We start from the raw sequence: 26507 nt of genomic DNA, 5'->3' as shown, positions 1-26507 counted from the left end.
TGTGACCGGATTGCAGCCGAGGCGTGGAAATCTTGGGATGGTAGGAGAATTTCGGGAAACTTCGGGTATTGATTTCAGACAATTTCGGGAACAAGGATGACGTTGGAGAGCGCCATAATGGCATTGAGGAACTCCATTAAAACTCCAGTCCGCATTTTCCGGAGAATGCGCGTCTTGCTTGGCCTGCTTGCGCATAATCGACATAGCGCATTGGCAGGGTAAGAAGTGTCACTGCCACTTCGGTGTCTGAGGTCTTCGTCACATACATGTTTATGTGTTTGTCGTCCTGTGTCCGAGATGCGGTCAGCAAGTCGTTTTTCGCGGTGGCGGTCCACTCTTGTCCATTTGATAAACGGATTTTCGAAGTGATTTCGCCTGCCCTTGCTATCTGATCCACAGAAAAGTCACCAAAATTGCTTTGAACAAGCTCTGGTGGAGTACCCAAAAGTTCGAGCGTGAGTTCAGCGCCCTCGCAGTCCTCCACATACGCGCAGGTTTCTTGCAAGACGCAGGGAGATGAAAGCGCTGTACTGCCAATTGCGGTAAACGCGAGCGTCGCCACGGCCTTCAACTCACCCACCCAAGAAACTCTTCCGAACCTCCGGATCAGCCAACAGTTCCTTGCCCGTACCGGTATAAGCATTTCGCCCCTGAACCAGAACGTAACCCTTGTCGGCAATCTCTAGGGCCTGACGAGCATTCTGCTCCACCATCAGGATTGGCAAACCAGTTCGCGAAACCTCGATGATCCGGTCGAACAGCTCGTCCATCACGATGGGCGATACACCTGCGGTTGGTTCGTCTAGCATCAGCACCTTGGGTTGGGTCATCAGCGCGCGGCCGACGGCAACCTGCTGGCGTTGGCCGCCCGAAAGCTCTCCAGCCGGCTGGTTGCGTTTGTCACGCAGGATGGGGAAGAGGTCATAAACCTGCTCCATCGTCTGGCTGATATCGTCGCGGCGAATGAAGGCACCCATCTCAAGGTTTTCTTCAACCGTCATTGACGTGAAAATGTTCGAGGTCTGTGGAACAAACCCCATACCGCGGATTACGCGGTCCTGCGGGGTGAGGTTGGTGATATCCTCTCCATCCAGCCGCACCGCACCGGAACGGACATCCAGCATACCAAAGACAGCCTTCATAGCCGTCGATTTGCCGGCGCCATTGGGGCCAACGATGACTGCAATCTCACCCTTGTCGACGGCGATGGTGCAATCGTGCAGGATGTCCGGCCCTTTGCCGTAACCGCCGGTCATGGTGTCGCCGATCAGAAAGGGACCGCCTTCAACCTTGGAAACGGGACCGCTTTTCGCATGCGCGGGCGTCATGGTGCCAACGCCGCGGGTATTGGTGATCGAGGCGTCTTTGTTGCCGTGATCGTCCTGATAGGGATTATCGCCTGCACCCGCGGTCATGTTTGGGCCTCCAGCTTGTCTTTGTTCTTGAGGCCGGTCCCCAGATAGGCTTCGATCACGTGCTCATTGGCCTTGATCTCGTCCAGTGTACCCTCAGCCAGAACCTTGCCCTCGGCCATACAGATGACCGGGTCACAGATCTTGCCGATAAAATCCATGTCGTGCTCGATGACGACGAAAGTATAGCCGCGTTCCTTGTTTAGACGCAGGATTGTGTCGGCGATGGTCATCAACAGGGTGCGGTTCACGCCTGCGCCGACCTCGTCCAGAAACACGATCTTGGCGTCGACCATCATGGTGCGACCGAGTTCCAGCAGCTTCTTTTGCCCGCCCGAGACCTGACCCGCCTTGTGGTCGGCCAGATGTTCGATAGTCAGAAACTCAAGCACCTCATCGGCCTTGGCCTTCAGGGCTCGTTCTTCGTCGGCGATGCGCTTGCGACCAAACCAGGTGTTCCACAGGGATTCACCTGATTGCGTGCCGGGCACCATCATAAGATTCTCGCGGCAGGACATCGAAGAGAATTCGTGCGCGATCTGGAAGGTGCGCAGCAGACCTTTGTGAAACAAGTCATGCGGAGGCAGGCCGGTGATCTCTTCGCCGTCCATGAACACTCTGCCGCTTGTCGGAGGCAGAACGCCCGCGATCACGTTGAAAAGGGTGGTCTTTCCCGCCCCGTTCGGCCCGATCAGGCCTGTGATCGAACCTTTTTGGATTTCCAGCGACGCCCCATCCACCGCGTGAAACCCGCCGAAATGCTTGTGCACGTCCTCGACGACGATCATCTTTTCCCCTAGCCACCCTTGTCGGTGTTTCTGCTTCCTCGACCCCAAAAGGTGAGGTGCGGCCTTTTTTCATTGAAACAGCCCGGACACAAGGCCCGGGCTGCTTGATTTTATGACGTTTAAGACCGGTTCAACGGAAGTTGACGGTCTTGTTTTCGCCGTCGGTTACTTCGATCTCGCGATAAGAACCCGCGCTTTCACCGGGGCCGATCAGCTCAACACCCGACGCGCCGACATAGTCGATGTCCTGACCAGCGGCGAGAAGCTCCAGACCTTTGGCCAGTTCACCCGGATAGATTTTCTCACCCGGTTCGTTGGCGACGTCCATGATCTTGGCGCCATACTCGGCCGGGTTGGTCGAACCTGCGGCCTGCATGGCCAGCATGAACAGAGCCGCCGCGTCATAGGACTCAGGCGAGTAGGGCGATGAGCCGTCAAAGCCTGCAGCCTCGGCCATGGCAAAGTACTTTTCAGCACCTTCACCGCCCGAACCAGCGATCTGACCGAACGAGCCGTTCAGATCAGGGCCAACATTAGAGGGCAGCGAGTCACCGATCATGCCGCCCGGCAGACCGAATGTGTCAAACGCACCGCTGTCCAACGAGGACTGAATGATGCCCAGACCGCCCTGGTCCAGATAGCCTGCGACAACCAGAATATCGCCACCAGCCGATGCCAGCGCACCAACTTCAGCCGAGTAGTCAGCCTTGCCGTCTTCGTGCGCGGCAACGATGGTCACTTCACCACCGGCTGCTTCGAACGAGGATTGGATCGCGTCTGCCAGACCCTTGCCGTAGTCGTTGTTGGTGTAGGTCAGGGCGATCGAGTTGATGCCGCGATCCTTCAGGATGTCGGCCATCACTTCGCCTTCACGTGCATCCGACGGGGCGGTGCGGAAGAACAGACCATTGTCTTCCATGGTCGACAGACCGGGCGACGTTGCCGACGGCGAGATCATGACCATGCCGTTCGGGATCGCAACGTTTTGCAGGATCGCGCCGGTCACACCCGAGCAGTCGCCGCCGACAATACCGGCAACGCCGTCCGCGATCATGCGTTCGCCGTTCGATGTCGCCAGACCGTTGTCGATACAGCCGGTGTCAGCGCGCGACGCGGTGACCTTTGAGCCGTCCAGCAGTTTGCCGGATTCGGTGACTTCGGCCATCGCCATTTCGGCACCCGAACCCATCGCTGGTGCCAGCGATTCAATCGGGCCGGTGAACCCAAACAGAACGCCCAAAGTGACGTCTTCGGCCAGTGCCGGACCAGCCAGCAGAGCGGATGCTGCAGTTGCAGTAAGCAGCTTTTTCATATGGTTACTCCCTTATTGGAACGTATTCGTTCTGGGCAAGACCCTAGGCAAGCTGTCTGGAAAAGAAAAGTCCTAACGCAAATGTGTTTTTGTTCCCTATAGTTTTGATTGTTTTGTTGGGTTTGTCTCATTGCCTGGTGGCTGGTATGCCGCAAACGGAGTTGTAATGTTAAGAATAGTCACGATTCTATTTTTTTCGATAAAGGCTGGTTTGGTTAGTGCGGACACCCTGCAAACTTCATCCGGTCCTGTGCAGATCGAACCTATGACCCAGAATTTGGATGAACCATGGGCGATTGGTGTATTGCCTGACAAAGGGTTTCTGGTGACCGAGCGTAACGGCGAACTTCTTTATGTGTTGGATGGACAAACCAAACGGGTAAAAGGCGTGCCTAGAGTGTCCGCGAAGGGGCAGGGCGGTCTGTTGGATGTCACTATCGCACGCGACTTTCTGGAAACGCGTGAAATTTTCCTGACCTTTACCAAACACCAATTCCGCAAGTCCGGCAATGCGATTGCGGTTGCCAGACTATCTGAAAGCGGCGACAGGCTGACCAAAGTGCGTGTTATCTTCGAAGCCGTGCCGGGCGGTAGAACTGGCAAACATTTCGGGTCTCGCGTGGTTGAGGCACAAGACGGAACCTTGCTGGTCACCATCGGAGATCGCGGAGACCGACCAGCGGCGCAAGATACTTCCAATCACATGGGATCGGTGGTCCGTGTCAACCGCAATGGTACTGTACCTGATGACAATCCGTTTGTCGGAAATGAAGATGTACGACCCGAAATCTGGTCCATTGGCCATCGCAACCCACAAGGGGCCGGATTGGACGCGCAGGGTCGCCTTTGGATTTCAGAACACGGGGCCAAAGGAGGGGATGAAGTCAATTTGGTGCAACCAGGTTTGAACTATGGCTGGCCCGTCATTTCTTACGGCGTGCACTATTCTGGTGAGAAAATTGGCGAAGGCACCGCAAAGCCGGGCATGGAGCAGCCTGAGCACTATTGGGACCCGTCAATGGCTCCTTCGGGATTGATGGTGTATTCCGGCAAACTGTGGCCGGATTGGAAGGGGAACATTTTTGTCGGGTCGCTTAAGTTCGACTATATCGCGCGACTGACAGGATCGCCGCTACAAGAGATCGAGCAGATCAAGGGCCCTGAAACGATACGGGTGCGCGATATTGTTGAGGCCCCGGACGGTTCCATTTGGTTCATTTCGGTTGGTGAGGGGGCCGTTTACAGATTATCACCACAACCTTAAGAAGAAATTGGCGAAATTTAAAGGACACCTTAATGCGCTACCTACTTGTTAGCTTCTACATGATTATTTCCGCGTGCGCTGCTTACGCAGATGAAGCCTTTCAGACATATTCAGACTTTGAACAATATGTAGACAAACGGATTAAGAATAGAGAGTTTTCAACAGTTATAAGTCGATTGGGCGGAGCCGACGAATACACCAAACAACAATTACAGATGATCCAAAATCAGCTCCGTGATGTCGTTCCGTTCTATTTGACCGACGTTGCAATTGTTAAGCGTATTGAACTCGAAAATGGATTTTCACAAGAAATGAGAGCCTATTGGAACAAGGACAACAGCTACTTGTTTCTTTATGCGTTCCTACAAGAACGAAACGATGGGGTGATTGTGATTCAATTCTCGATGAACACAAGCCCGGAACCGGTTTTGCAAATGTTCTAAAATATCAGACCGAAAGCCGCCCGCTTTGAGCACCACGCTCACGGTAAGGCGTGGTGTTGTAATGAGCCCGGTAGCATTTTGAGAAATGGCTGGGCGAGGCAAAGCCGCAAGCAAGAGCCACATTGATCACGCTCATATCTGTCTGCATCAGCAGGTTGCGCGCTTTGTGCAGACGCAGTTCCATATAGTATCGCTTGGGCGAGCGGCTGAGGTAGCGCCGGAACAGGCGTTCCAGCTGGCGCGTGGACATGCCGACATCCTTGGCCAAAATCGAGGGTGAGATCGGCTCTTCGATGTTCTTTTCCATCATCAGGATGACCTGGCTTAGCTTGGGGTGGCGTACACCAATCCGGGTCGGGGTCGACAGGCGCTGTGTGTCCTGATCGGTGCGGATCGAGGAATAGATCATCTGATCCGCTACGGCATTCGCCAGATCCTCACCATAGTCATCGGCAATGATCTTGAGCATCAGGTCGATTGAGGACGTGCCGCCAGCGGTCGTCATGCGGTTACCGTCGATCTGAAAAACCGATTTGGTAAGCTCGACCTCGTCGAATTCTTCGATAAAGCTGTCAGAATTCTCCCAGTGGATCGTGGCGCGTTTGCCGTCCAGCAACCCGGCTTTGGCCAACGTATAAGCTGCCGTACACAATCCGCCGATGCGCAAACCGCGCCGGGCCTCGCGCCGGACCCAATTCAGCACTTTCTTTGTTGTCGCCAATTGAACGTCTACGCCACCGCAGATCAGAATCACGTCGTCGCGTTGCAGTTCGACCAAGTCGGCTTCAACGTTAAAGGTAGTCCCGGCAGAACAGCTGACCGTATCACCACCTTCACCAGCAAGGGTCCATGTGTAGAGTTCTTTGTCTGCCATACGGTTGGCAATCCGCAGGCTGTCCAACGCCGAGGCAAAAGACAGCAGGGAAAACTTGTCCAAAAGGACAAATACGAAATGCCGAGGATTGGCCTCAGCGCCTTCCACTGTGACAACTTGGCGTTGCTCTTGCATGGCTTGGTGTCCTTGATTCGGCGCGTTGTTACGTCGCGTCCGGCGTCGTTGTTGCCAGCCACCATGATCAAAGCTTGTTTCCCCCGTCAAGAGGCGCAAATCGTATATGGTCACTCTTCAATGCATTTTGTATAGAGACGACCTGACTACTTCAGCGGAGATCAAAGCTATGACCGAATGGCAAAAAACGAACTGGCGCAACAAGCCCCGGGTTCAGATGCCAGACTATATCGATGCGGCCGCGCTGGCCAAAGTCGAGGCTCAGCTTTCTCAGTATCCCCCGCTGGTCTTTGCTGGCGAAGCACGGCGTCTCAAGCAACATCTGGGTGCGGCTGGTCGCGGCGAGGCTTTCCTGTTGCAGGGCGGGGACTGTGCTGAAAGCTTTGAACAATTCAGCGCGGATGCAATTCGTGACACCTTTAAGGTGATGCTGCAGATGGCGATGGTACTGACCTATGGTGCCAAGGTGCCCGTGGTCAAAGTGGGCCGCATGGCGGGCCAGTTTGCCAAGCCGCGCAGTGCGCCGACCGAGGTTTTGGACGGTATTGAGCTGCCCAGCTACCGCGGTGACATCATCAACGAACTGGCCTTCACGCCCGAAGCCCGCATCCCGAATCCCGGAAAGATGCTGCAGGCCTACACTCAGGCTGCCGCAACCTTGAACCTGTTGCGTGCATTCTCGACCGGCGGATTCGCCGATATGAGCATGGTGCATTCGTGGACATTGGGTTTCACGGATGAACAGGATGTTCAGAAATACTCGGAAATTGCAGACCGTATTCAAGACACGATCGACTTCATGGATGCCGCCGGGATCACAGCGGACACTACGCACGAGTTCTCAACCGTGGAGTTTTACACCAGCCATGAAGGCTTGCTGCTGGAATACGAAGAGGCTCTGACCCGTCTCGATTCGACGTCTGGCAACTGGTTGGCAGGGTCCGGTCACATGATCTGGATCGGCGATCGCACGCGTCAGCCAGACGGTGCGCATGTGGAATTCTGCAGCGGTGTTCTGAACCCGATTGGTCTGAAATGTGGCCCGACCACGACAGCCGAGGACCTCAAGGTTCTGATGGCCAAGCTGAATCCGGAAAACGAAGAGGGTCGCCTGACCCTGATCGCACGGTTTGGCGCAGGCAAGGCAGGTGAACACCTGCCGCGTCTGGTCAAGGCGGTTAAGGAAGAGGGTGCCAAGGTCACCTGGGTTTGCGACCCGATGCATGGCAACACGATCAAGTCGGCAACCGGGTACAAAACCCGTCCGTTCGACTCGGTCCTGCGCGAAGTGCGCGACTTCTTTGGCGTTCATCAGGCCGAGGGTACGGTTCCCGGCGGTGTGCATTTCGAGATGACCGGTTTGGACGTCACCGAATGCACCGGGGGTGTGCGCGCGGTGACCGAAGAGGACCTGTCGGACCGCTACCACACAGCGTGCGACCCACGCTTGAACGCGTCGCAGTCCTTGGAACTGGCATTCCTGGTTGCAGAAGAACTGACCAACTTGCGCCGCGACCGCAAAAAGCGCGCCGCCGGTTAAGGTTATCAAAAATCAACGAAAAGGCGGGCTGCAAAAGCCCGCCATTTTTGTTTGTGATTAGTCATCGCGCGACACAACCAGCCTCAAATGTGAACCGGGACGGTCAAATTTTTGCTGATCTTCGGCGAAGCCGGTCTCGACCGTTTGCGACGGTTTGGGAACCTGCACATGCGACACCGGGCGCAAGTTGGTTTCTGAGATTGTGAACCGACGGGGTGTTGCACCGATTGCGCCGTCGCTGACCAATACGCCCAGAATGCGGCTGACATCACCCAGATCACTTTTCAGCGGCAACAGAAGCATGCGGGCCTGCAATTGCACACGTCCCAATCGACCTAATGAGTCCAGGGTCAGATTGGCGATTGCTGGCTGTGCGAATACCTGTTCCGACACGGTTTTGATCTGGTCCCGCGCGTCGGGCTCAAAGAAAGAGGTCAGCGGCATACCTCGCACTTCCATCCCGGCCAACTGGTTCAAATGCCTCCCGGCCAGACGGAACCGGGTAAGTCCGGGGGCGATGCGTTCCAGAACGAAAGTGTATTCCAATATGTTTTCAAGCCCGCGGGGGTCGATTTGCGACCGCATGGGAACACCGTCACCTGTCAAAAGTGCCGTCCAATACGCCTCGGCCTGCCGGATGGGCGAAAGGCTGCGCCCGCTGTCAAAACGATCCATAGCGACGATCTTTCCAAAACTTGACCCGAAACCGTTCCCGAAAAAGGTTTTCATCATTATCACCCTGGCGCCTATCGACCGTCATTTTCCTAAAATGCGAAATACTGGGGACCTCTATCCGAGACCGGTGTTCGCAGGTGTAAGACTGACGCAGGTTGATTCAATTTTGGAGTAAATCTTTAACGAATGGTTAACGACTGGCGGACAAAGGCAGAGTCAGCAAACTCTTGCCCTGTGCGCGCAGTTCGCATTAGGTGCGCCCAGCAAACTGAAAACAGGCAGCTATGGAAAGGGCAGGCATGATTAAATCCATGACGGGTTTCGCCTCGGGCAAAGGGGCGTTTGGGCCGCATAGCTGGACGTGGGAGTTGCGCAGCGTGAACGGCAAGGGGCTGGACATGCGTCTGCGTGTGCCGGACTGGTTGACCGGGCTTGAGGCCGCGTTGCGCGCCGCCATGTCGAAACAACTCAGCCGGGGCAATGTGACATTGTCTTTGCGCCTCAGCCGAGATGAGACGCAGGCGGACCTGATCCTGAACGAGACTGCCATGGGTGCCGTTCTTGAGGCTGTGGCGCGAACGCAGGAAATGGCCATTGCGCGGGACGTGACCCTTAGGCCCTCGACGGCCGCTGATCTGATCTCGCTCAAGGGTATGTTGGATGCGGGTAGTGATGGGGATGACCCGGGCCCATTGGTTGGCCAACTGACGACAGAATTCAGTGGCCTATTGGGCGAATTCATAGAAATGCGCCAGTCCGAGGGTCGGGCGCTGGCAACTGTTCTGGAAGATCAACTAGGGCAGGTGGCTTCATTAACGGTCCAGGCGGCAGAGCTGGCAGAGCAGCGCAAGGACAAGATGGCCGAGGCGCTGCGGGATAATCTGGCGCGGGTAATGGACAACGCGCAGGGGGCTGATCCGGATCGCGTTGCTCAGGAACTGGCGTTGATTGCCGTCAAGGCGGACATCACCGAAGAGATTGATCGCCTGAAAGCGCATGTCGTGGCAGCACGCGATCTGCTGGCGCAGGACGCGGCGGTCGGGCGCAAGCTGGATTTCCTGATGCAGGAGTTTAACCGCGAGGCCAATACCTTGTGCTCAAAGGCGCAAAGCGCAGAATTGACAGCGGTAGGCCTTGAGTTGAAGGCCGTAATAGATCAGATGCGCGAGCAAGTGCAGAACGTTGAATAACCACAGGAGCGCCCAAATGGCGGATCGACGCGGCCTATTAATCATTCTGTCCTCGCCTTCGGGGGCCGGTAAATCGACCTTGGCGAAACGGCTGATGCAGTGGGATTCAGAGCTAGAGTTTTCGGTCTCAGCCACCACCCGCGCGCCACGTTCGGGGGAACAAGAAGGGCGCGAGTATTACTTCCTGAGTGAGGATGCGTTCCGGCAGCAGGTGTCTGAGGGGCAAATGCTGGAACATGCGCACGTGTTCGGCAATTTCTACGGTTCACCTGCGGGTCCGGTACGCGAGTCCATTAACAGTGGCAAAGACGTTCTGTTTGACGTGGACTGGCAGGGCGAGGTGCAAATCCGCAATTCGGATTTGGGCAAGCACGCTTTGTCGATCTTTATCCTGCCGCCGTCGATCCCTGAGCTGCGCCGTAGGCTGGAAAGCCGCGGTCAGGACAGTGAAGACGTGATCGCCAAACGTATGCTGAAAAGCTGGGATGAGATTAGCCACTGGGGCTATTATGACTATGTTCTGATCAATGACGATCTGGATGCCACCGAAGAAAAGCTGAAAACCATCGTCAGCGCCGAACGCATGCGCCGCATCCAGCAGCCCAGCCTACAGAACCATGTCCGCGCGCTGCAAAACGAATTTGAGGGCTTGGCATGACCATTTACGCTTTGGGTGACCACGTGCCGCAAATCCATGAAGACACCTGGGTTGCGCCGGACGCAAACCTGATTGGGAAAGTCGTTCTGGAACAGGGTGCCTCGGTCTGGTTTGGCTGCACGATCCGCGCCGACCACGAAGAGATCCGCGTGGGCGAGGGCAGCAACGTCCAGGAAAACTGCGTCATGCATATCGACGCCGGGTATCCGCTAACCATTGGTAAGAACTGCACCATCGGACACAAGGTCATGCTGCATGGCTGTACGATCGGGGAAAACACGCTGATCGGGATGGGGGCGATTGTCCTGAATGGGGCGAAGATCGGAAAAAACTGCCTGATCGGTGCCGGCGCCCTGATTACGGAAGGCAAAGAGATACCCGATAACTCTCTGGTCATGGGGTCGCCGGGTAAAGTTGTTCGGGAACTGGATGCGGCGGCAGCGCAAAAAATCACCTTCAGCGCGCTTCACTATCAGCAGAATATGCGCGCGTTTCGCAAAACTTTGAAACCTGTGTCCTAGGTTGATTCCAAACGCATCAAGAGTGACGGAAATGCCAAACGACCTGCTTGCTGAAATTGTGTCGGCCATTCCGATGCCCACGCTTATGGTTGATCAGACCGAGCGCATCATAGCGGCCAACACCGAAGCCAGAACAATGCTGGGTCAGAACATCGAAGGCCGTCATTTCGCGACGATCCTTCGGCAACCACAAGTTATCGACGCGATAGAGCAGAGCCTGCGCAACAAGGGCTCGTCCAAAACGCGCCATTTGTCCAATGATGGTGCCCAGGACACCACTTTCGAAGTGCAATGCCGTTACATGAACGGTGTGGGCGCGGTGGAGGGCGGGGCCGTGATGGTCGTTTTCCAGGACGTCACGCATCTGGAACAGGCCGGACAAATGAGACGCGACTTCGTGGCGAATGTCAGCCACGAACTGCGCACGCCTTTGACCGCTCTTATGGGCTTTATTGAAACATTGCGTGGTCCAGCGCGAGACGATGCAGCTGCCCGTGAGCGGTTTCTGCAGATCATGACCGACGAAGCCAATCGAATGAACCGGCTGGTCGGCGATCTGCTATCCCTGAACCGGGTCGAGAGCGAAGAGCGAGTTCGCCCCAAAGAGCAGCTTGATCTGACAGGCCTGTTGCAATCAACGCTTACAACGCTGCGTCCCCTTGCCGAGGTTGCAAATGTGGACCTGACACTGGATACGTCTTCGGGACCAATTTCGGTGACCGGAGATAGCGACCAACTGCGCCAAGTGTTCACGAACCTCGTTGAGAACGCCATCAAATATGGTGGCAGCGGCGGTAGTGTCGATGTGCGCATTCAGGCATCCGAGCGCGACACCGCCATGCGCGGCCCTGCGGTTCGGGTACAGATCGCAGACAAAGGCCCAGGCATTGATGCCGTACACCTGCCGCGCCTGACCGAGCGATTCTATCGTGCCGACAGTCACAGGTCCCGCGAATTGGGCGGTACAGGGTTGGGCCTGGCGATTGTAAAGCACATCGTCAACCGCCATAGGGGCCGGTTGCGTGTCGAAAGCACCCTGGGCAAGGGTTCTGTATTTACAGTGATTTTGCCACGCTGATCTCGGACTTCCAGCACAGGTCCATTTCGAACGCGAACGGTGTTCCGTGGGGTCAAGTTAAGAAAACGTAGGAAAATCGTTACGTGTCATAAAACCGTTACGAACTTGTCACAAAAGGCTTACCGACGCCTCTTAGGGGTTCGCCCCAAGATCATCATGGGGGTGATCAGAATTTACCTTTCTCAAGGAGACTGTAATGTCCTTTGTTAAACTGTCGGCTTCGGCTCTCACCATCGCTGCTGTATCGGCCACCACGGCCGCCGCTCGTGATCAGGTTCAGGTTGCAGGGTCGTCGACCGTTCTGCCTTATGCCTCGATCGTGGCTGAAGCCTTCGGTGAAAACTTTGACTTCCCTACGCCAGTTGTTGAATCGGGTGGTTCCTCGGCGGGCCTGAAGCGTTTCTGTGAAGGTGTTGGCGAAAACACCATCGACGTTGCAAACGCCTCGCGCGCGATCCGTGAAAAAGAAATCAAAGCCTGTGCCGAAAACGGCGTGACCGACATCATCGAAGTTCAGATCGGTTATGACGGCATCGTTTTCGCATCTGACATCAACGGCAACTCGTTCGAGTTCACGCCGGAAGACTGGTACAAAGCGCTGGCCGCGAAAATCGTTGTAGACGGTGAAGTCGTCGACAACCCGAACAAAACCTGGGCCGACGTGAACCCGGATTTCCCGGCGCAACCGATCGCAACCTTCATTCCGGGCACCAAGCACGGCACACGTGAAGTGTTTGAAGACAAGGTGATCCTGGCAGGTTGTGAGCACCTGGGCGATTTCGAAGTGTTCAAGGCAGCCGCCGGCGACGACAAGAAAGCGGCTGAAAAGCAGTGCATCGCCATCCGCACCGACGGCGTTTCGGTCGACATCGACGGTGACTACACCGAAACTCTGGCCCGTATCGACAGCAACAAAGACGGCATCGGCGTCTTTGGTCTGGCGTTCTACGAGAACAACACCGACAAGCTGCAAGTCGCAACCATGTCTGACGTTGTTCCTTCGACCGAGTCGATCGCAACCGGCGAATACCCGGTTTCGCGCCCGCTGTTCTTCTACGTTAAGAAAGCACATATCGGCGTGATCCCCGGCCTGAAAGAATATGCTGAGTTCTTCGTCGCCGACGAGATCGCAGGGCCCGACGGCCCGCTGGCAGAATACGGCCTGGTATCCGACCCTGAGCTGGTCAAGGTACAGGAAGCTGTTGCCAACGAAACCGTTCTGGGCGGCGGTTCCTAATCACACATACGAACGGAACCGGGGCGGTTTTTCGCGCCCCGGTTCTTTTTGACTCCATCTCTGCCATCCCCACGGAGTTCTCATGGCGTTATCCTGGCTGTTGCTTATCCTGCTTGCGCTGGCAGTGATCGGATTTTTTGCGGGTCGGTCCCGCGCTCTGGCAAGTGCGGGTGGTAACGTCCGCGATTTGCATTCTTTACCGTCTTACTACGGTTACAACGTTGCGTTGACGGCTCTGGTTCCCGCAGTAGGGGTGCTGATCGTCTGGCTTCTTGCCCAGCCGATGATCGTAAACAGCACGGTATCCAGCCTCATTCCTGATCAGGCAGTGCCCGAAGGGTCGGAGCGTGGCCTGATCATGAGTGAAGTGCGCCGCGTCGCATACGGCCTGGACGGCGCTGTCGCCAGCGGCGCGATGACCGAAACTCAAGCCCAGAACGGCAATGCGGATATTGAAGCGCTGACAAAAACGCTGAAAGACGCAGGCCAGGTTCTGACTCAGGACATCACACAGCCGATTTTGGTCGCGGCACAAAAGTTCCGCAGCATGACGTCCACAGGGACAGTTGCGATGCAGGTCGTGGTTTTGGCCTTGGCACTGCTTGGGGCAGCCTTTGCCTATGTACGTACGCACAAGGAATTTAGGGCCCGTAACGTGGTAGAGCAGGGGGTTCTGGCCTTGCTATTGCTGGCCGCGTCAATCGCGATCCTGACAACCATCGGCATTGTTCTTTCGATGCTTTTTGAGACGATGAACTTCTTTCAGCTGCATTCGTGGAAGGACTTCTTTTTTGGCAGCACATGGGCGCCGAACTTCCGCGGTGGCAGTGAGCTGTCGATCCTGCCGCTGTTGTGGGGCACGCTGTACATTTCAGTGATCGCGCTGCTTGTGGCGGTCCCGATTGGCCTGTTTGCCGCGATCTATCTGTCCGAGTATGCCTCCGGCGTGACGCGGTCCATCGCCAAGCCACTGCTGGAAATCCTCGCCGGTATTCCGACCATCGTTTACGGTCTGTTTGCTCTGCTGACCGTGGGTCCGGCGTTGGTGTCGATGTTCGGCGACGGTGGCATGCTGGGTGTGGGCTGGATGGCCAGCTCGAACGCGGTTCTGACTGCCGGCTTGGTTATGGGGATCATGCTGATCCCGTTTGTCTCGTCACTGTCGGACGACATTATCAACGCGGTGCCACAAACCATGCGCGACGGCTCGCTGGGTCTGGGTGCGACCCATTCGGAAACCGTGCGCAACGTGATCTTACCGGCCGCGCTGCCCGGTATTGTCGGCGCGATCCTTCTGGCCGCAAGCCGCGCCATTGGTGAAACGATGATTGTTGTGATGGCCGCCGGAGCGATCGCCAAATTCTCGGGTAACCCGTTCGAGGCGATGACAACCATCACCACACGGATTGTCAGCCAGCTGACCGGCGATACCGATTTTGCCAGCCCCGAAACGCTAGTGGCCTTTGCGCTGGGTCTGACCCTGTTCATCATCACGCTGGGGCTGAACATCTTCGCCCTCTACATCGTACGCAAATACCGGGAGCAGTACGAATGACCGATATTTCCCAAACGCCTGACGCTGCTCCGACCGCGAAGCCCAAAGGTGGTTCGCTGTTCGAAAAGGATGCACGCACCAAGCGGCGCAATGCGGCTGAAAGCCGGTTCAAAATGTACGGCATCGCCGCCATCGGGATCGGCTTGCTGATGCTAATTGTGCTGGTGACCAATATTGTCACAGCCGGAACTGGTGCCTTTCAGCAAAGCTTTCTTGAATTGAATGTCGAGCTCAAGGCCGACAAGTTGGACAAGAAGGGCAACCGGAACATCGAGGATATCAAGAAGGTTTCGACCTTTGGCTATGCCCCTCTGATCGCGTCTGCGCTGGAAAGCGAAGTCGAAAAGCTGGGCATCCAGACAGACTTGAAACCCAAGGAGATGGGCAAGATCCTGTCCAAGGCGGCGCAGGCCGAGTTGCGGAACTATGTCATCGCCAATCCTGATGAGATCGGCAAGACCGTCAGCTTCCGCTTTTTGGTCAACAGCCGTGTCGATGGCTACATGAAAGGCCGCGTAACCCGCGAGTCGATTGCCAACGACAAAAGCATTTCGGTCGAACAGTTGGATTTCGTGGATCAACTGCGCGATGCGGGTGTGCTGTACAAAGCCTTCAACCTGGATTTCATTTTCGGTGCAGATGCGTCGGACCAACGGCCCGAAGCGGCTGGGATCGGTGTCTCCATGCTGGGTTCATTGTTCATGATGTTGGTGGTTCTAGCACTGGCCTTGCCCATCGGTGTGGCGGCTTCGATTTATCTTGAAGAATTCGCGCCACAGAACCGGCTGACTGACATCATCGAGGTCAACATCTCGAATCTGGCCGCTGTGCCGTCGATCGTGTTCGGTATTCTGGGTCTGGCTGTGTTCATCAACTACATGCACCTCCCAACTTCGGCCCCGCTGGTGGGTGGTCTGGTGCTGACACTGATGACCTTGCCGACGATCATCATCTCGACCCGCGCATCGTTGAAGGCGGTTCCGCCGTCGATCCGTGATGCGGCGCTTGGGGTAGGGGCCTCGAAAATGCAGGCCGTGTTCCATCACGTTCTGCCGTTGGCCGCGCCCGGTATTCTGACCGGCACCATCATTGGCCTGGCACAGGCGTTGGGGGAAACCGCACCGCTGCTGCTGATCGGTATGGTGGGCTTTATCGCCTCAAACCCGCCCGACGGAATTGTTGCGGGTTTCCTGTCGCCCAACTCGGCCATGCCGGCGCAGATCTATGAATGGTCCAAACGCGCCGACCCGGCCTTTTATGAACGCGCATGGGGGGGCATCATCATCCTGTTGATCTTCCTCGTTACAATGAACACCATTGCGGTACTTCTGCGCCGCCGCTTTGAACGCCGCTGGTAAATGGGGGCTATTATGAATGATATGACACGAGTGGAGAGAACCGTGGACTCCAAAGCCATCAAGATTGCCGCCAACAATGTTCAAGTTTTTTACGGCGACACGCACGCCATCAAAGACGTGGATGTCCAGATCGAGGACAAGACCGTGACGGCCTTTATCGGCCCATCGGGCTGCGGCAAGTCCACTTTTCTGCGCTGCCTCAACCGGATGAACGACACCATCGACATCTGCCGGGTCGAAGGCGATATCCTGCTGGACGGCGAAGACATTTACGACAAGCGTGTCGACCCGGTGCAGCTGCGTGCCAAGGTCGGAATGGTGTTTCAAAAACCCAACCCGTTCCCCAAATCGATCTATGACAACGTGGCCTATGGCCCGCGCATCCATGGTCTTGCCAGGAACAAATCAGAACTCGATGATATTGTTGAGAAATCTCTGCGTCGTGCTGCGATCTGGGATGAAGTCAAGGACCGCTTGGACGCCCCCGGAACCGGCCTGTCCGGTGGTCAGCAGCAGCGCCTGTGTATTGCCCGCGCCGTAGCAACGGAACCTGAGGTTTTGCTGATGGATGAGCCTTGCTCGGCGCTGGACCCGATTGCCACTGCGCAAGTCGAGGAACTGATCGACGAACTGCGCTCGCGCTATTCGGTGGTGATCGTGACCCACTCGATGCAACAGGCTGCACGGGTCAGCCAGAAAACGGCGTTCTTTCATTTGGGTAATCTGGTTGAATTCGGCGAGACCGGTCAGATCTTTACCAACCCCGAAGACCCCCGCACGGAAAGCTACATCACCGGCCGTATCGGCTGAGGACAGGTATTTGAACATGACCGAACAACATATTGCATCCGCATTCGACCGCGACCTTGAAGCGGTTCAGGCCCATATCATGAAGATGGGTGGTCTGGTCGAGGCCGCGATCATGAACGCTGCGCGCTCGCTTGAAACCCGGGATGTCGAATTGGCCCAAGAGGTGCGTCAGGGCGACAAAGCCATTGATGCGCTTGAGGATCTGATCAACGAAGAAACCGCGCGGGTGATCGCGCTGCGGGCACCCACAGCGAGCGACCTGCGTCTGGTTCTGTCGGTTCTGAAGGTCTCGGCAAACCTGGAACGTATCGGCGACTATTCCAAAAACATTGCCAAACGCACCACGGTTCTTGTCGACGCCGGCGAGATCAACGGCAGTGCCGCGGCCCTGCGCCGTATGGCGCGCGAGGTTGAGCGGATGCTGCGCGACGCGTTGGACGCTTATATTCAACGTGACGCCGAATTGGCCGCTGACGTGATCCAGCGGGATGAAGAAGTAGACCAGATGTATAACGGCCTATTCCGCGAGTTTCTGACCTTCATGGCTGAAGATCCCCGCAACATCTCGTCGTGCATGCACCTGCATTTCATTGCAAAGAACATCGAACGGATGGGCGATCACGTTACAGCCATCGCTGAACAGGTGGTTTATCTGGTGACTGGGGAACGGCCGTCAGAAGCACGTCCCAAAGCCGATACCACCTCGCAAACCGCCTAGGAGGCAATGATTATGTCCGCTGATCAGCCTACGGTACTGGTTGTTGAGGATGAACTGGCCCAGCGTGAAGTGCTGGCTTACAACCTCGAAGCAGAAGGGTTTCGTGTATCCAAGGCAGCCAATGGCGACGAGGCATTGCTGCTAGTTGATGAAGACAGCCCGGACATCATCGTTCTGGACTGGATGATGCCCAACCTCAGCGGGATCGAAGTGTGCCGCCGCCTTAAAACGCGCCCGGATACACGATCGATCCCCATCATCATGCTTTCAGCCCGGTCGGAAGAGGTCGACAAGGTGCGCGGGCTGGAAACCGGGGCGGATGACTATGTGGTCAAGCCGTATTCGGTTGTCGAGCTTATGGCGCGCGTGCGCACACAGTTGCGCCGTGTTCGCCCGGCGACGGTCGGTATCAAGCTTGAATTTGCGGATATCATTCTGGATTCCGAGACACATAAGGTCAGCCGCAACAGCAAGCCGCTGAAATTGGGCCCGACCGAGTTTCGTCTGCTGAGCACGTTCATGGAAAAACCGGGCCGCGTCTGGAGCCGCGAACAGCTGCTGGACCGGGTCTGGGGGCGCGATATCTACGTCGATACCAGAACGGTTGACGTTCACATCGGCCGCTTGCGCAAGGCGCTGACGCAGCATGGCGGTGAAGATCCCGTGCGTACGGTTCGCGGCGCAGGGTATGCGCTGGGATAAAAACACGGGGCAGGGCGCACTGCCCTGTTCTATGCGGTTTACTCATGGTTCGTTGCGAATCTGTAGCTGTTATTTGCGGTTACGGCAGGGTATTTTGCGACAAAGCCGACTAGCGGAGAACCAAAATGAACGCCCCGAACACCAAACCGACTTTGCGCGCCAAAGATGCACCTGACATGGGGGCGTTCTCGTGGGACGATCCATTTCGTCTGGCGGATCAGCTAACAGAAGATGAGCGCATGATCGCCGCGAGTGCGCAGGCATATTGTCAGGAAAAGCTGCAACCACGGGTTCTGGAAGCCTTCCAGAACGAGGAAACGGACCCGGAAATCTTCCGCGAAATGGGTGAAATGGGCCTTTTGGGCACCACGATCCCCGAAGAATACGGCGGTCTTGGTGGCGGCTATGTGTCTTACGGTCTGGTCGCGCGCGAGGTTGAGCGTGTGGATTCTGGCTATCGCTCGATGATGTCGGTGCAAAGCTCATTGGTGATGTACCCGATCTATGCCTATGGCAGCGAAGAACAGCGCCGGAAGTACCTTCCAAAACTGGCCAGCGGCGAATGGATCGGTTGCTTTGGTCTGACAGAACCTGATGCCGGCTCGGACCCGGCGGGCATGAAAACCCGCGCGGAAAAGATCGACAGTGGTTATCGGCTGACCGGCAGCAAGATGTGGATCTCGAATTCACCCATCGCAGACGTCTTTGTGGTGTGGGCTAAGTCCGATGCTCATGACGGCAAGATCCGTGGCTTTGTTTTGGACAAGGGTCTCAAAGGTTTGAGCGCGCCCAAAATTCAGAACAAGATGAGCCTGCGGGCATCGATTACGGGTGAGATCGTTCTAGACGGCGTCGAAGTGGACGAGGGCGCCTTGCTGCCGCATGTTCAGGGCCTGAAAGGTCCGTTTGGTTGTCTGAACCGTGCGCGCTACGGGATCAGCTGGGGCGTCATGGGCGCCGCTGAAAGCTGCTGGCACGGTGCGCGTCAGTATGGTCTGGACCGCAAACAGTTCAACAAGCCGCTGGCACAGACGCAACTGTTCCAACGCAAACTGGCGGATATGCAAACCGAGATCGCCCTGGGCCTGCAAGCTAGCCTGCGCGTTGGCCGTTTGATGGATGAGGCAGAAGCTGCGCCCGAGATGATCTCGATCGTTAAGCGAAACAACTGCGGCAAAGCGTTGGACATCGCACGGAATGCCCGCGACATGCACGGTGGCAATGGCATCTCACTGGAATTCCAGGTTATCCGCCACATGGTCAATCTGGAAACTGTGAACACCTATGAGGGCACGCACGACGTTCATGCGTTGATTTTGGGGCGGGCACAGACCGGACTTCAGGCCTTCTACTAAGATAATCTAAATATCGCATAATCGGTATTATGGTAAAAACGTAGCATTGGCAATTTCCGGTTTTCCCAAAATTGCCAATGCCTTACGATGCCTTTCAAAACGTCCAATTCGGAGCCCCTGATGAACTTGAATGGCAAGACTGTGGTGATCACCGGTGCAGCTAACGGTATCGGTAAAGGTCTGGCAATCCGGTTCGCGCGCGAAGGTGCAACGGTCGTATGCGCAGACATAGACACCGAAGCTGCGCGATCCTTGGCCACAGAAATCAACGGACACGCGGTTACATGCGATGTTTCAGACGAAGCCAGTATCAAAGCGTTGATTGATCACGTCGAAGATGAGATTGGCCCGATTGATCTGTTTTGTGCAAATGCCGGCATCCTGACTCTTGGTGGTCTGGACGTTCCGGATGAAGACTGGGACCGGATCTGGAAAATCAACGTCATGTCACATGTCTGGACCGCGCGGCATATGGCTCCGCGTATGATCGCGCGCGGCGGTGGCTACATCATGACAACGGCCTCGGCTGCGGGACTTTTGAACCAGCCTGGCGCTGCACCATACGGCGTTTCCAAACACGCCGCCGTGGGCTTTGCCGAATGGCTGTCGCTGACATACAGCCATAAAGGCCTGCGCGTTTCCGTTCTATGTCCGCAAGCGGTTCGGTCCGAAATGACACGCGGCTTTGAGGATTCGGTAGCGTCTATCGACGGTATGCTAGAGCCTGAAGACGTGGCCCAGGCCTGTGTCGAAGCCATTGAGTCGGAACAGTTTCTGGTGCTACCGCATTCGAAAGTGTTGGACTACATTCGGCACAAATCCAGTGATTACGACAGCTGGCTTAGGGGCATGAACAAGTTAAATCAACAGTTTACGGACGATGATTAAAGTTTCTTCTGGGCTTTGCGCATCAGGCCTTCCTGCGTGACCGACGCAACCAAAGTGCCGTCTTGTGCGTAGATCGACCCTCGGTTGAAGTTGCGCCCTCGCCCGCTCCATGGCGAATCCATCGAATACAGATGCCAGTTTTCGAAATGGATCGGCGCGTGGAACCACATGGCGTGATCCAGGCTGGCCCCATTGACCTGACCCGTAAACCAGCTGAGGCCATGCGGTCGCATACCTGATCCCATCAGATACATGTCAGACGCGTAAGTCAGCAGCAATTGCTGGGTGGCAGAATCCGCCCCTACAGCGCCGGGCATGCGGAACCAGACCTGATTTCGATCGTCCGATTTTTCAGGATGGAACGGATCAAGATGGCTGGCCTCGCGGACCTCGATCGGCCGTTCGCGTGTCAGCTCTCCACGCATGTGTTTGGGTACCAAATCCACGTATTTTTTGCGCAGTTCAGTGCGCGACGGATAACTTTCCGGGTCCTCCATCTGGGGCATCTCATGGTGATGATCCCAGCCTTCATCCTGAATGTGGAACGAGGCCGATACGTTCAAGATCTGTTTGCCATGTTGTATCGCGACCACGCGCCGTGTGGTAAATGAACCTCCATCTCGGGCTCTATCAACTTGATAAATAACAGGAATAGATGGATCACCCGGGCGAATAAAATACGCATGCAGCGAATGGCACAGCCGATCATCCACAGTACGGTACGCCGCCGCCAGAGCCTGCGACACCACCTGCCCGCCAAAGATTCGCGTCGGAGTCTCGCCGCCTGACCCGGTGCCTCGGAACAGGTCAACTTCGAGCCTCTCGAGGTTCAAAAGGTCAAGAAGGACACGTTCTGCTTCGGTCATTGGCGACTCTCCGGTTGGCTATGAAAAAGGCGTATCAGCGCCATCCGGGTCAATCAACCAACGCGCCCATTACCAGCGCCTTTAGCTCGGATCGGGACGGGTAAGAACTGGACGGCGACAATTGGGTGAAGAATACGGCCGACAGATCGTTGCTGCGGTCAATCCAGAAGAATGTCGAAGCCATACCGCCCCAACTAAAATCACCTAATGACCCAGGTGTTCGGGTTCTGCCAGGGTTTATGATGACAGACCCGGCCAGACCAAATCCCATACCTTCCATCGGTTGCTCGGCAAAGCTTTGCGGGCCCATCGAGGCGATATCGCCCGGCAAGTGGTTTTGCAGCATGAAGTCGACTGTCTTTGGATCCAGCAAGCGGTGGCCGTTGCCCTGCCCCCGGTTTCGCATCATCTCGGTGAATTTGACGTAGTCGTCGATCGTGCTAACCAGACCGCCACCGCCCGAAAAGGTCGTCGCCTTTTCAAATGGGGATGCGCCTGCCTCGTCTGTCAATCGCAGGGTGTCGTCGCCGGTCTCGGCTGAATTCAGCGCCATCGCGTCCCCGGCCAACGGCGTATAGAGAGACGCGAACCGATCCCCTGCCCCTTTGGGTGCAGAAAATCCGGTCTCGGCCATCTCAAGCGGCTCAAAGATCTCTTGCTCGAAGAACTGATCCAAGGTTTTGCCGGATACAACCTCGACCACGCGGCCCAACACATCAGTAGAAACTGAATACTCCCAACGGGTTCCGGGCTGGAACGCCAATGGCAGTTGTGCCAGTGCGCTGATCCTGTCCTTCAAAGGCCCTTGATTTGGGCTAAAAATTAGCTTCCGTGCATCCATTGCTGCCGGGAGAACACCGGGATTGAACGGATAACTGAATCCGCTTGTATGGGTCAGAAGCTGATGCAGTGTCGGGGATGGAGCATCTTCGGTTTGATCCAGCCTCTCCGCCCCGGGAACAAGAGCCTGAACGGAAGCAAATTCAGGCAGGAATTCAGAGAGTGGCGCGTCGAGGTGGAACAACCCACGCTCGGCCAGCATCATCACCGCGACCGAGGTGATGGGTTTCGTCATAGAATAGATCCGAACGAGCGTATCGCGCTGAAACGGCAGGTCCTTCTCGACATTTCTGAGGCCACAGGCGTGAAAAAACGCCTCGGACCCGTGGTGGGTCAATAGTAATGAACTGCCCGCGTATTTGCGCTCATCGACATAGCGCTGCATCCAGTCCCGTATGCGGTTCAGGCGGGCAGGATCAAGGGTGGTTTTGCTGCGCATGGGATTCTCGAACCTCCTCGGCGGTTTCGTTGATCTTGACCGGTGACGCACTGAATTGACAGAGGAATTCCTGATTTCGCACATCGTGACCAACGGCCAGTGCGCGCCAGCCTTCCCGCCTGTACACTGGACGCGTTACAGATTCGTCCGGTGGTTCAGAGTTCATTTCACAGATCGTCGTATCGGAGTTTAGACAATGACGCAGACCATAGATTTCATTTTCGATTTTTGCAGCCCAAACGCATTTTTGGCCCATAAGGTCTTGCCCGAATTGGCGGAACGAAATGGCATGCAGGTAAGCTATGTGCCCGTGTTACTGCCGACGATATTCAAGGCGACGCATAATCAGAACCCGTTCGAGGCATTCTCGGAAAACCGCCAGAAAACGGCCTATCTGACCCATGATCTTCATCGCTTTGCCCGCAGACGCGGATTGAATTTTCATATGAGCCCGCATTTCCCGGTGAACACAAAATTTGCCACGCGCGGCGCTGTATTTGCCTCGGGTAAATCATGGGAATCCAAATACATAAACGCAATATTTGATGCGATTTGGGTGCATGGGCAGAAAGTTGACGAACTGGGTGTGCTGATGGATATCTTGCAGGAAAACAAACTTCCTGCGCGCAAGATCCGCGAGGCTATGACGGGTGCTGAGGTAAAGCAGCGGCTCAAAGAGCAATCCAAAGCCGCCGTAAAGCAAGGTGTATTCGGTGTGCCCACAATGTTTGTGGGCACCGAAATGTTCTTTGGCAAAAACAGCCTTGGCAATATTGAGTTGGAGCTTTCCCGGCCATTAGCCTGACGGAATATCTACGATTTCAGTGCTTCCAGCCCGTGTTTTGCAAACACCGGAACATAAGCCCCAAATACCTGCGCGCGTTTGGGATCAGACGCGTTGCCATCCAGTGCGCGCTTGTACACACCCTGTAGAATTCCGGCCATTCGGAAGAAATTGAACGCCAGGTAGAACCCGAAATTTTTGATTCCGGGTAGGCCGCGACGCTGGCAATATCGCCCGATAAACTCTTGATCTGACGGTATTCCCAGGGCTTGACGGTCGATGCCTGCCAACCCGCGCCCCTCGTTTCCGGGGGGTAATTGCCACTGCATGATGACTGCCGCCAGATCTGCGTATGGGTGCCCAATCGTCGACAGCTCCCAATCCAGAACGCCAATGCAGCGCGAACCGTTTTGCTCGAACATCAGATTATCAATGCGGTAGTCACCATGCACCAAAGTTCGCTGACCGTCATCGTTTGGAATGGCCCCCTCAAGCGCGGAAATAAGCGCGTCCATTTCGGGGATGGTCGTTGTCTCGGATGCGCGATACTGCTTGGTCCAACGGGCAATTTGGCGCTCAAAGTAGTTGCCCGGCGGGCCATAATCGGACAGGCCTACCGCGTCCACATCGACGTCATGCAAATCGGCCAGCACGCGGTTCATTTCGTCGAATATACCACTGCGAGTTGGGTTGTCGGCCTCATCCGTCGTAGGTTCAAGGAATACATGCCCCTGCAACCGTTCCATGACATAAAACGCCGAACCGATGATGTCGTCATCCTCGCAAAGCAGCATCATCCGAGGGACCGGAACCGCGCTATCGGCCAGTGCGCTTTGAACGCGAAACTCGCGTTCCACAGCATGGGCTGATTTCAGCAAAACGCCTGGCGGCTTACGGCGCAGCACGTAAGTCTTGGACGGTGTGCGCAGTTCGAAAGTCGGGTTGGATTGTCCAATGGCGAACTTCGTCGCTTCCAGCGGCCCCATGTAACCGTCCAAATTTGCGCTGAGATAGGTGTCTAGCGCCGTCAGGTCGAGTTGTGATTTATCACGCATTTCCAATAACTATTCCCCCGGCCCTATAGTGCTTCGGCGAAGAGATTACCGGCGGTCACCACGTTTAGGCCCCCAGAAACCGGGATGACGGCTCCGGTCACATAGCTGCCGCCACGCCCGCACAGGAACAACATACACCCGGCGATGTCCTCGTCGCGACCAACACGGCCCAACGGAACTGTCTTGCCAACCTTTTCGCGCGTGCCCTCGTCTGCCGTCGCAAAGGCTGTCATCCGTGATACAAATGGTCCCGGCGCAAGCGCGTTAACAGTGACGTGATAAGCCGACAATTCCTTGGCCAGAATCTTGGTCAAGTGCAGCACCGCAGCTTTGGATGCGGAATAGCTGTAGGCACCGTCGCCCATCGGTACCTCACCCATTACCGATCCAACGTTGACGACGCGCGCCGGATCATCAGGTGTTCCGGACTTCATCAGCATCGGCAACAGGCGCTGCGTCAGTTCGAACAGACCAGCGACGTTGACGGAATTGACCTTTTCCCACGCGTGATGGGGAAACTGCCCCAGCGGCGAACCCCAAGAGATGCCCGCATTATTCATCAGGATATCAAGGCTATCCGTGCGATTCTTGACCTCATCGACCATGGCCAGAACGCCTTCTTCCGTCCCTACATCTCCGCTGAAACCTTCGGCGCTGCCGGGCGCGTCCAAGGCATTCAGCTCGGCCGCGACGGTTTCACAGGCTTCCCCCTTGCGCGACGCGATCAGCACGCGTGCCCCTGCCCTTACAAGCGATTCCGCGGCCATCCGGCCAATGCCGGTGGCACCACCTGTCACCAGTGCGGTTTTTCCCTGCAGCGAAAATAGGGTTTCAGGGGTCATGGTCTGCTCCTCGGTTTTGAATTGTGGCACAGGTGGCGATTTTCGGAGAGATTTGCACCCTGCGGAATTCTTGACAACATTCACCGCTACGCCAAAGGTCCTCTCAACCGAATAACAAGGACAAGACAGTCAATATGCAAGCGTTACTCAGCGTCGCGCCGGGCGGACCGGATACTTTGGAACTTACGACCCTGCCCGACCCGGTGCCAGGAAAGGGAGAGTTGCTGGTCGGGGTCAAGGCTGCTGGCGTCAATTTCCCCGATACGTTGATGATCCAGGACCTGTATCAGATTAAACCAACCAGACCATTTGCCCCGGGTGGGGAAATCGCAGGTGAGGTCTTGGGCGTTGGCGAAGGCGTAACCGGATTCGAGGTTGGGGACAGGGTTCTGGCGCTGACCGGATATGGCGGTTTTGCCACGCAATTGACGGTCCAGGCGGCTACAGCGTTGAAATTCCCCACATCGATGCCATTCGATGATGCCGCATGTTTCATTTTCACCTACGGCACGTCTTACCACGCGCTGAAAGATCGTGCCGCATTGCAGCCTGGTGAAACGCTTTTGGTGCTGGGTGCCGCAGGTGGTGTCGGTAGCGCGGCCATTGAGCTGGGCAAGGCGATGGGCGCGCGTGTCATAGCGGCCGTATCTTCTCAGGAAAAGGCGGATTTTTGCCGTCAAATCGGCGCGGACGACACAATCGTATATTCCCGCCAGATGGATCGTGATGCGCAAAAGGCATTCTCTGGCGAAATCAAGGCTATAGTGGGCGCAAATGGCGTGGATGTTGTCTATGATGCCGTTGGCGGAGATTATGCCGAACCCGCGCTGCGCAGCATGGCGTGGAATGGCCGGTTCCTTGTTGTAGGGTTTCCGGCCGGTATTCCCAAAGTCCCACTCAATCTACCATTGTTGAAGGGCTGCCAGATCGTTGGCGTGTTCTGGGGGGCTTCGGTCTATCGTGATCCCAAAGGCCATGCCGAAAATGTCAGCGAGTTGTTCGACTTATACACCAATTCACAGATAAAGCCGCAAATCAGTCGGCGGTTTCCTTTAGCGGATGCAAGCGAGGCACTGACATTATTGAACGACCGCACCGTTCTTGGAAAAGTTGTGGTAACGATGCCAGAATCCTGACTGGTTTTCGACACTTGGTTCAAGATCAGATG

27 protein-coding genes are annotated in these 26507 nt (G+C 56.0%); 17 read left to right on the top strand and 10 right to left on the bottom strand.

What is annotated here, in order from left to right:
• Positions 1-136: 136 nt before the first annotated feature.
• The 4 genes from AC2FID_RS03515 to AC2FID_RS03500 all read right to left on the bottom strand — a co-directional run bounded on the left by AC2FID_RS03515 (position 137) and on the right by AC2FID_RS03500 (position 3512).
• A complete protein-coding gene (locus AC2FID_RS03515; protein WP_496835427.1) occupies positions 137-580 on the bottom strand; it encodes a hypothetical protein in 444 nt (147 codons plus the stop codon).
• Complete coding sequence (locus AC2FID_RS03510) at positions 573-1415, bottom strand: ABC transporter ATP-binding protein (protein WP_282118422.1); 843 nt, start codon at positions 1413-1415, stop codon at positions 573-575. Before AC2FID_RS03510 ends, AC2FID_RS03515 begins: the two co-directional genes overlap by 8 nt.
• The gene (locus AC2FID_RS03505; RefSeq protein ID WP_282118423.1) at positions 1412-2200 is read right to left on the bottom strand and encodes an ABC transporter ATP-binding protein; all 789 of its coding nucleotides are present in this window, start codon (positions 2198-2200) and stop codon (positions 1412-1414) included. The genes AC2FID_RS03510 and AC2FID_RS03505 overlap by 4 nt, the downstream gene beginning before the upstream one ends.
• A gap of 130 nt (positions 2201-2330) precedes the next feature.
• Positions 2331-3512, bottom strand: coding sequence for an ABC transporter substrate-binding protein (locus tag AC2FID_RS03500; protein ID WP_058271614.1), 1182 nt, complete (start codon positions 3510-3512; stop codon positions 2331-2333).
• Positions 3513-3678: 166 nt separating this feature from the next.
• Between AC2FID_RS03500 and AC2FID_RS03495 the strand changes: the two genes are divergently transcribed.
• The gene (locus AC2FID_RS03495) at positions 3679-4776 is read left to right on the top strand and encodes a PQQ-dependent sugar dehydrogenase (protein WP_496835426.1); all 1098 of its coding nucleotides are present in this window, start codon (positions 3679-3681) and stop codon (positions 4774-4776) included.
• Between the two features lie 32 nt (positions 4777-4808).
• The gene (locus AC2FID_RS03490; protein ID WP_496835425.1) at positions 4809-5219 is read left to right on the top strand and encodes a hypothetical protein; all 411 of its coding nucleotides are present in this window, start codon (positions 4809-4811) and stop codon (positions 5217-5219) included.
• A 4-nt stretch (positions 5220-5223) separates the two neighbouring features.
• Here AC2FID_RS03490 and AC2FID_RS03485 read toward each other — a convergent pair whose 3' ends face one another.
• A complete protein-coding gene (locus tag AC2FID_RS03485; RefSeq protein ID WP_282168302.1) occupies positions 5224-6228 on the bottom strand; it encodes a GlxA family transcriptional regulator in 1005 nt (334 codons plus the stop codon).
• 169 nt (positions 6229-6397) lie between these two features.
• On the opposite strand from AC2FID_RS03485, the gene AC2FID_RS03480 reads away from it, so the two are divergent.
• Positions 6398-7768 carry a class II 3-deoxy-7-phosphoheptulonate synthase gene (locus AC2FID_RS03480; RefSeq protein WP_496835423.1) on the top strand — a complete coding sequence of 457 codons (1371 nt, stop codon included), beginning with the start codon at positions 6398-6400 and terminating at the stop codon, positions 7766-7768.
• Between the two features lie 57 nt (positions 7769-7825).
• On the opposite strand, the gene AC2FID_RS03475 is transcribed toward AC2FID_RS03480, so the two are convergent.
• Complete coding sequence (locus AC2FID_RS03475) at positions 7826-8497, bottom strand: PAS domain-containing protein (RefSeq protein WP_496835421.1); 672 nt, start codon at positions 8495-8497, stop codon at positions 7826-7828.
• A 245-nt stretch (positions 8498-8742) separates the two neighbouring features.
• On the opposite strand from AC2FID_RS03475, the gene AC2FID_RS03470 reads away from it, so the two are divergent.
• The 12 genes from AC2FID_RS03470 to AC2FID_RS03415 all read left to right on the top strand — a co-directional run bounded on the left by AC2FID_RS03470 (position 8743) and on the right by AC2FID_RS03415 (position 20513).
• The gene (locus AC2FID_RS03470) at positions 8743-9633 is read left to right on the top strand and encodes a YicC/YloC family endoribonuclease (protein WP_496835419.1); all 891 of its coding nucleotides are present in this window, start codon (positions 8743-8745) and stop codon (positions 9631-9633) included.
• A gap of 16 nt (positions 9634-9649) precedes the next feature.
• Positions 9650-10291: a guanylate kinase gene (gene gmk / locus AC2FID_RS03465; RefSeq protein ID WP_496835417.1), complete on the top strand. Its 642-nt coding sequence runs from the start codon at positions 9650-9652 to the stop codon at positions 10289-10291.
• On the top strand, positions 10288-10812 hold the full coding sequence (locus AC2FID_RS03460) for a gamma carbonic anhydrase family protein (protein WP_058277944.1): 525 nt from the start codon (positions 10288-10290) through the stop codon (positions 10810-10812). Before gmk ends, AC2FID_RS03460 begins: the two co-directional genes overlap by 4 nt.
• 31 nt (positions 10813-10843) lie before the next feature.
• On the top strand, positions 10844-11890 hold the full coding sequence (locus AC2FID_RS03455; protein WP_496835416.1) for an ATP-binding protein: 1047 nt from the start codon (positions 10844-10846) through the stop codon (positions 11888-11890).
• 196 nt (positions 11891-12086) lie between these two features.
• Positions 12087-13127 (top strand): substrate-binding domain-containing protein, encoded by a 1041-nt coding sequence (locus AC2FID_RS03450; RefSeq protein ID WP_108858624.1) that lies wholly within the window; start codon positions 12087-12089, stop codon positions 13125-13127.
• Between the two features lie 82 nt (positions 13128-13209).
• Positions 13210-14682: a phosphate ABC transporter permease subunit PstC gene (pstC, locus tag AC2FID_RS03445; RefSeq protein ID WP_496835380.1), complete on the top strand. Its 1473-nt coding sequence runs from the start codon at positions 13210-13212 to the stop codon at positions 14680-14682.
• Positions 14679-16040 (top strand): phosphate ABC transporter permease PstA, encoded by a 1362-nt coding sequence (gene pstA / locus AC2FID_RS03440; protein ID WP_282118432.1) that lies wholly within the window; start codon positions 14679-14681, stop codon positions 16038-16040. Before pstC ends, pstA begins: the two co-directional genes overlap by 4 nt.
• Before the next feature lie 12 nt (positions 16041-16052).
• Complete coding sequence (gene pstB, locus AC2FID_RS03435; protein WP_496835376.1) at positions 16053-16850, top strand: phosphate ABC transporter ATP-binding protein PstB; 798 nt, start codon at positions 16053-16055, stop codon at positions 16848-16850.
• A gap of 16 nt (positions 16851-16866) precedes the next feature.
• Entirely contained in the window at positions 16867-17568 is a 702-nt protein-coding gene (gene phoU / locus AC2FID_RS03430) for a phosphate signaling complex protein PhoU (RefSeq protein WP_058271623.1), read from the top strand.
• 12 nt (positions 17569-17580) lie between these two features.
• Positions 17581-18270, top strand: coding sequence for a phosphate regulon transcriptional regulator PhoB (gene phoB / locus AC2FID_RS03425; protein ID WP_109311502.1), 690 nt, complete (start codon positions 17581-17583; stop codon positions 18268-18270).
• Positions 18271-18395: 125 nt separating this feature from the next.
• A complete protein-coding gene (locus AC2FID_RS03420; RefSeq protein WP_496835412.1) occupies positions 18396-19625 on the top strand; it encodes an acyl-CoA dehydrogenase in 1230 nt (409 codons plus the stop codon).
• A gap of 120 nt (positions 19626-19745) precedes the next feature.
• Positions 19746-20513, top strand: a complete 768-nt coding sequence (locus AC2FID_RS03415) for an SDR family oxidoreductase (protein ID WP_496764873.1) — start codon at positions 19746-19748, stop codon at positions 20511-20513.
• On the opposite strand, the gene AC2FID_RS03410 is transcribed toward AC2FID_RS03415, so the two are convergent.
• Positions 20510-21379, bottom strand: a complete 870-nt coding sequence (locus AC2FID_RS03410) for an acyl-CoA thioesterase (protein WP_496764877.1) — start codon at positions 21377-21379, stop codon at positions 20510-20512. The genes AC2FID_RS03415 and AC2FID_RS03410 overlap by 4 nt on opposite strands.
• Before the next feature lie 49 nt (positions 21380-21428).
• A complete protein-coding gene (locus AC2FID_RS03405; RefSeq protein ID WP_496835410.1) occupies positions 21429-22658 on the bottom strand; it encodes a serine hydrolase domain-containing protein in 1230 nt (409 codons plus the stop codon).
• A 196-nt stretch (positions 22659-22854) separates the two neighbouring features.
• Between AC2FID_RS03405 and AC2FID_RS03400 the strand changes: the two genes are divergently transcribed.
• Positions 22855-23463, top strand: coding sequence for a 2-hydroxychromene-2-carboxylate isomerase (locus AC2FID_RS03400; RefSeq protein ID WP_496835409.1), 609 nt, complete (start codon positions 22855-22857; stop codon positions 23461-23463).
• 8 nt (positions 23464-23471) lie between these two features.
• On the opposite strand, the gene AC2FID_RS03395 is transcribed toward AC2FID_RS03400, so the two are convergent.
• Together AC2FID_RS03395 and AC2FID_RS03390 are read right to left on the bottom strand one after the other, a co-directional pair.
• A complete protein-coding gene (locus AC2FID_RS03395; RefSeq protein WP_496835407.1) occupies positions 23472-24497 on the bottom strand; it encodes a phosphotransferase family protein in 1026 nt (341 codons plus the stop codon).
• A gap of 23 nt (positions 24498-24520) precedes the next feature.
• The gene (locus AC2FID_RS03390; RefSeq protein WP_496835404.1) at positions 24521-25339 is read right to left on the bottom strand and encodes an SDR family oxidoreductase; all 819 of its coding nucleotides are present in this window, start codon (positions 25337-25339) and stop codon (positions 24521-24523) included.
• Between the two features lie 134 nt (positions 25340-25473).
• Between AC2FID_RS03390 and AC2FID_RS03385 the strand changes: the two genes are divergently transcribed.
• Positions 25474-26475 (top strand): NADPH:quinone oxidoreductase family protein, encoded by a 1002-nt coding sequence (locus AC2FID_RS03385; protein ID WP_496835403.1) that lies wholly within the window; start codon positions 25474-25476, stop codon positions 26473-26475.
• The last annotated feature ends 32 nt before the right edge of the window (positions 26476-26507 follow it).

The sequence above is a fragment of the Ruegeria sp. CDSC068 genome, assembly GCF_059610545.1.
Note: the sequence above shows the minus strand (reverse complement) of the source record. Positions and strands in the feature narration are given on the sequence as shown.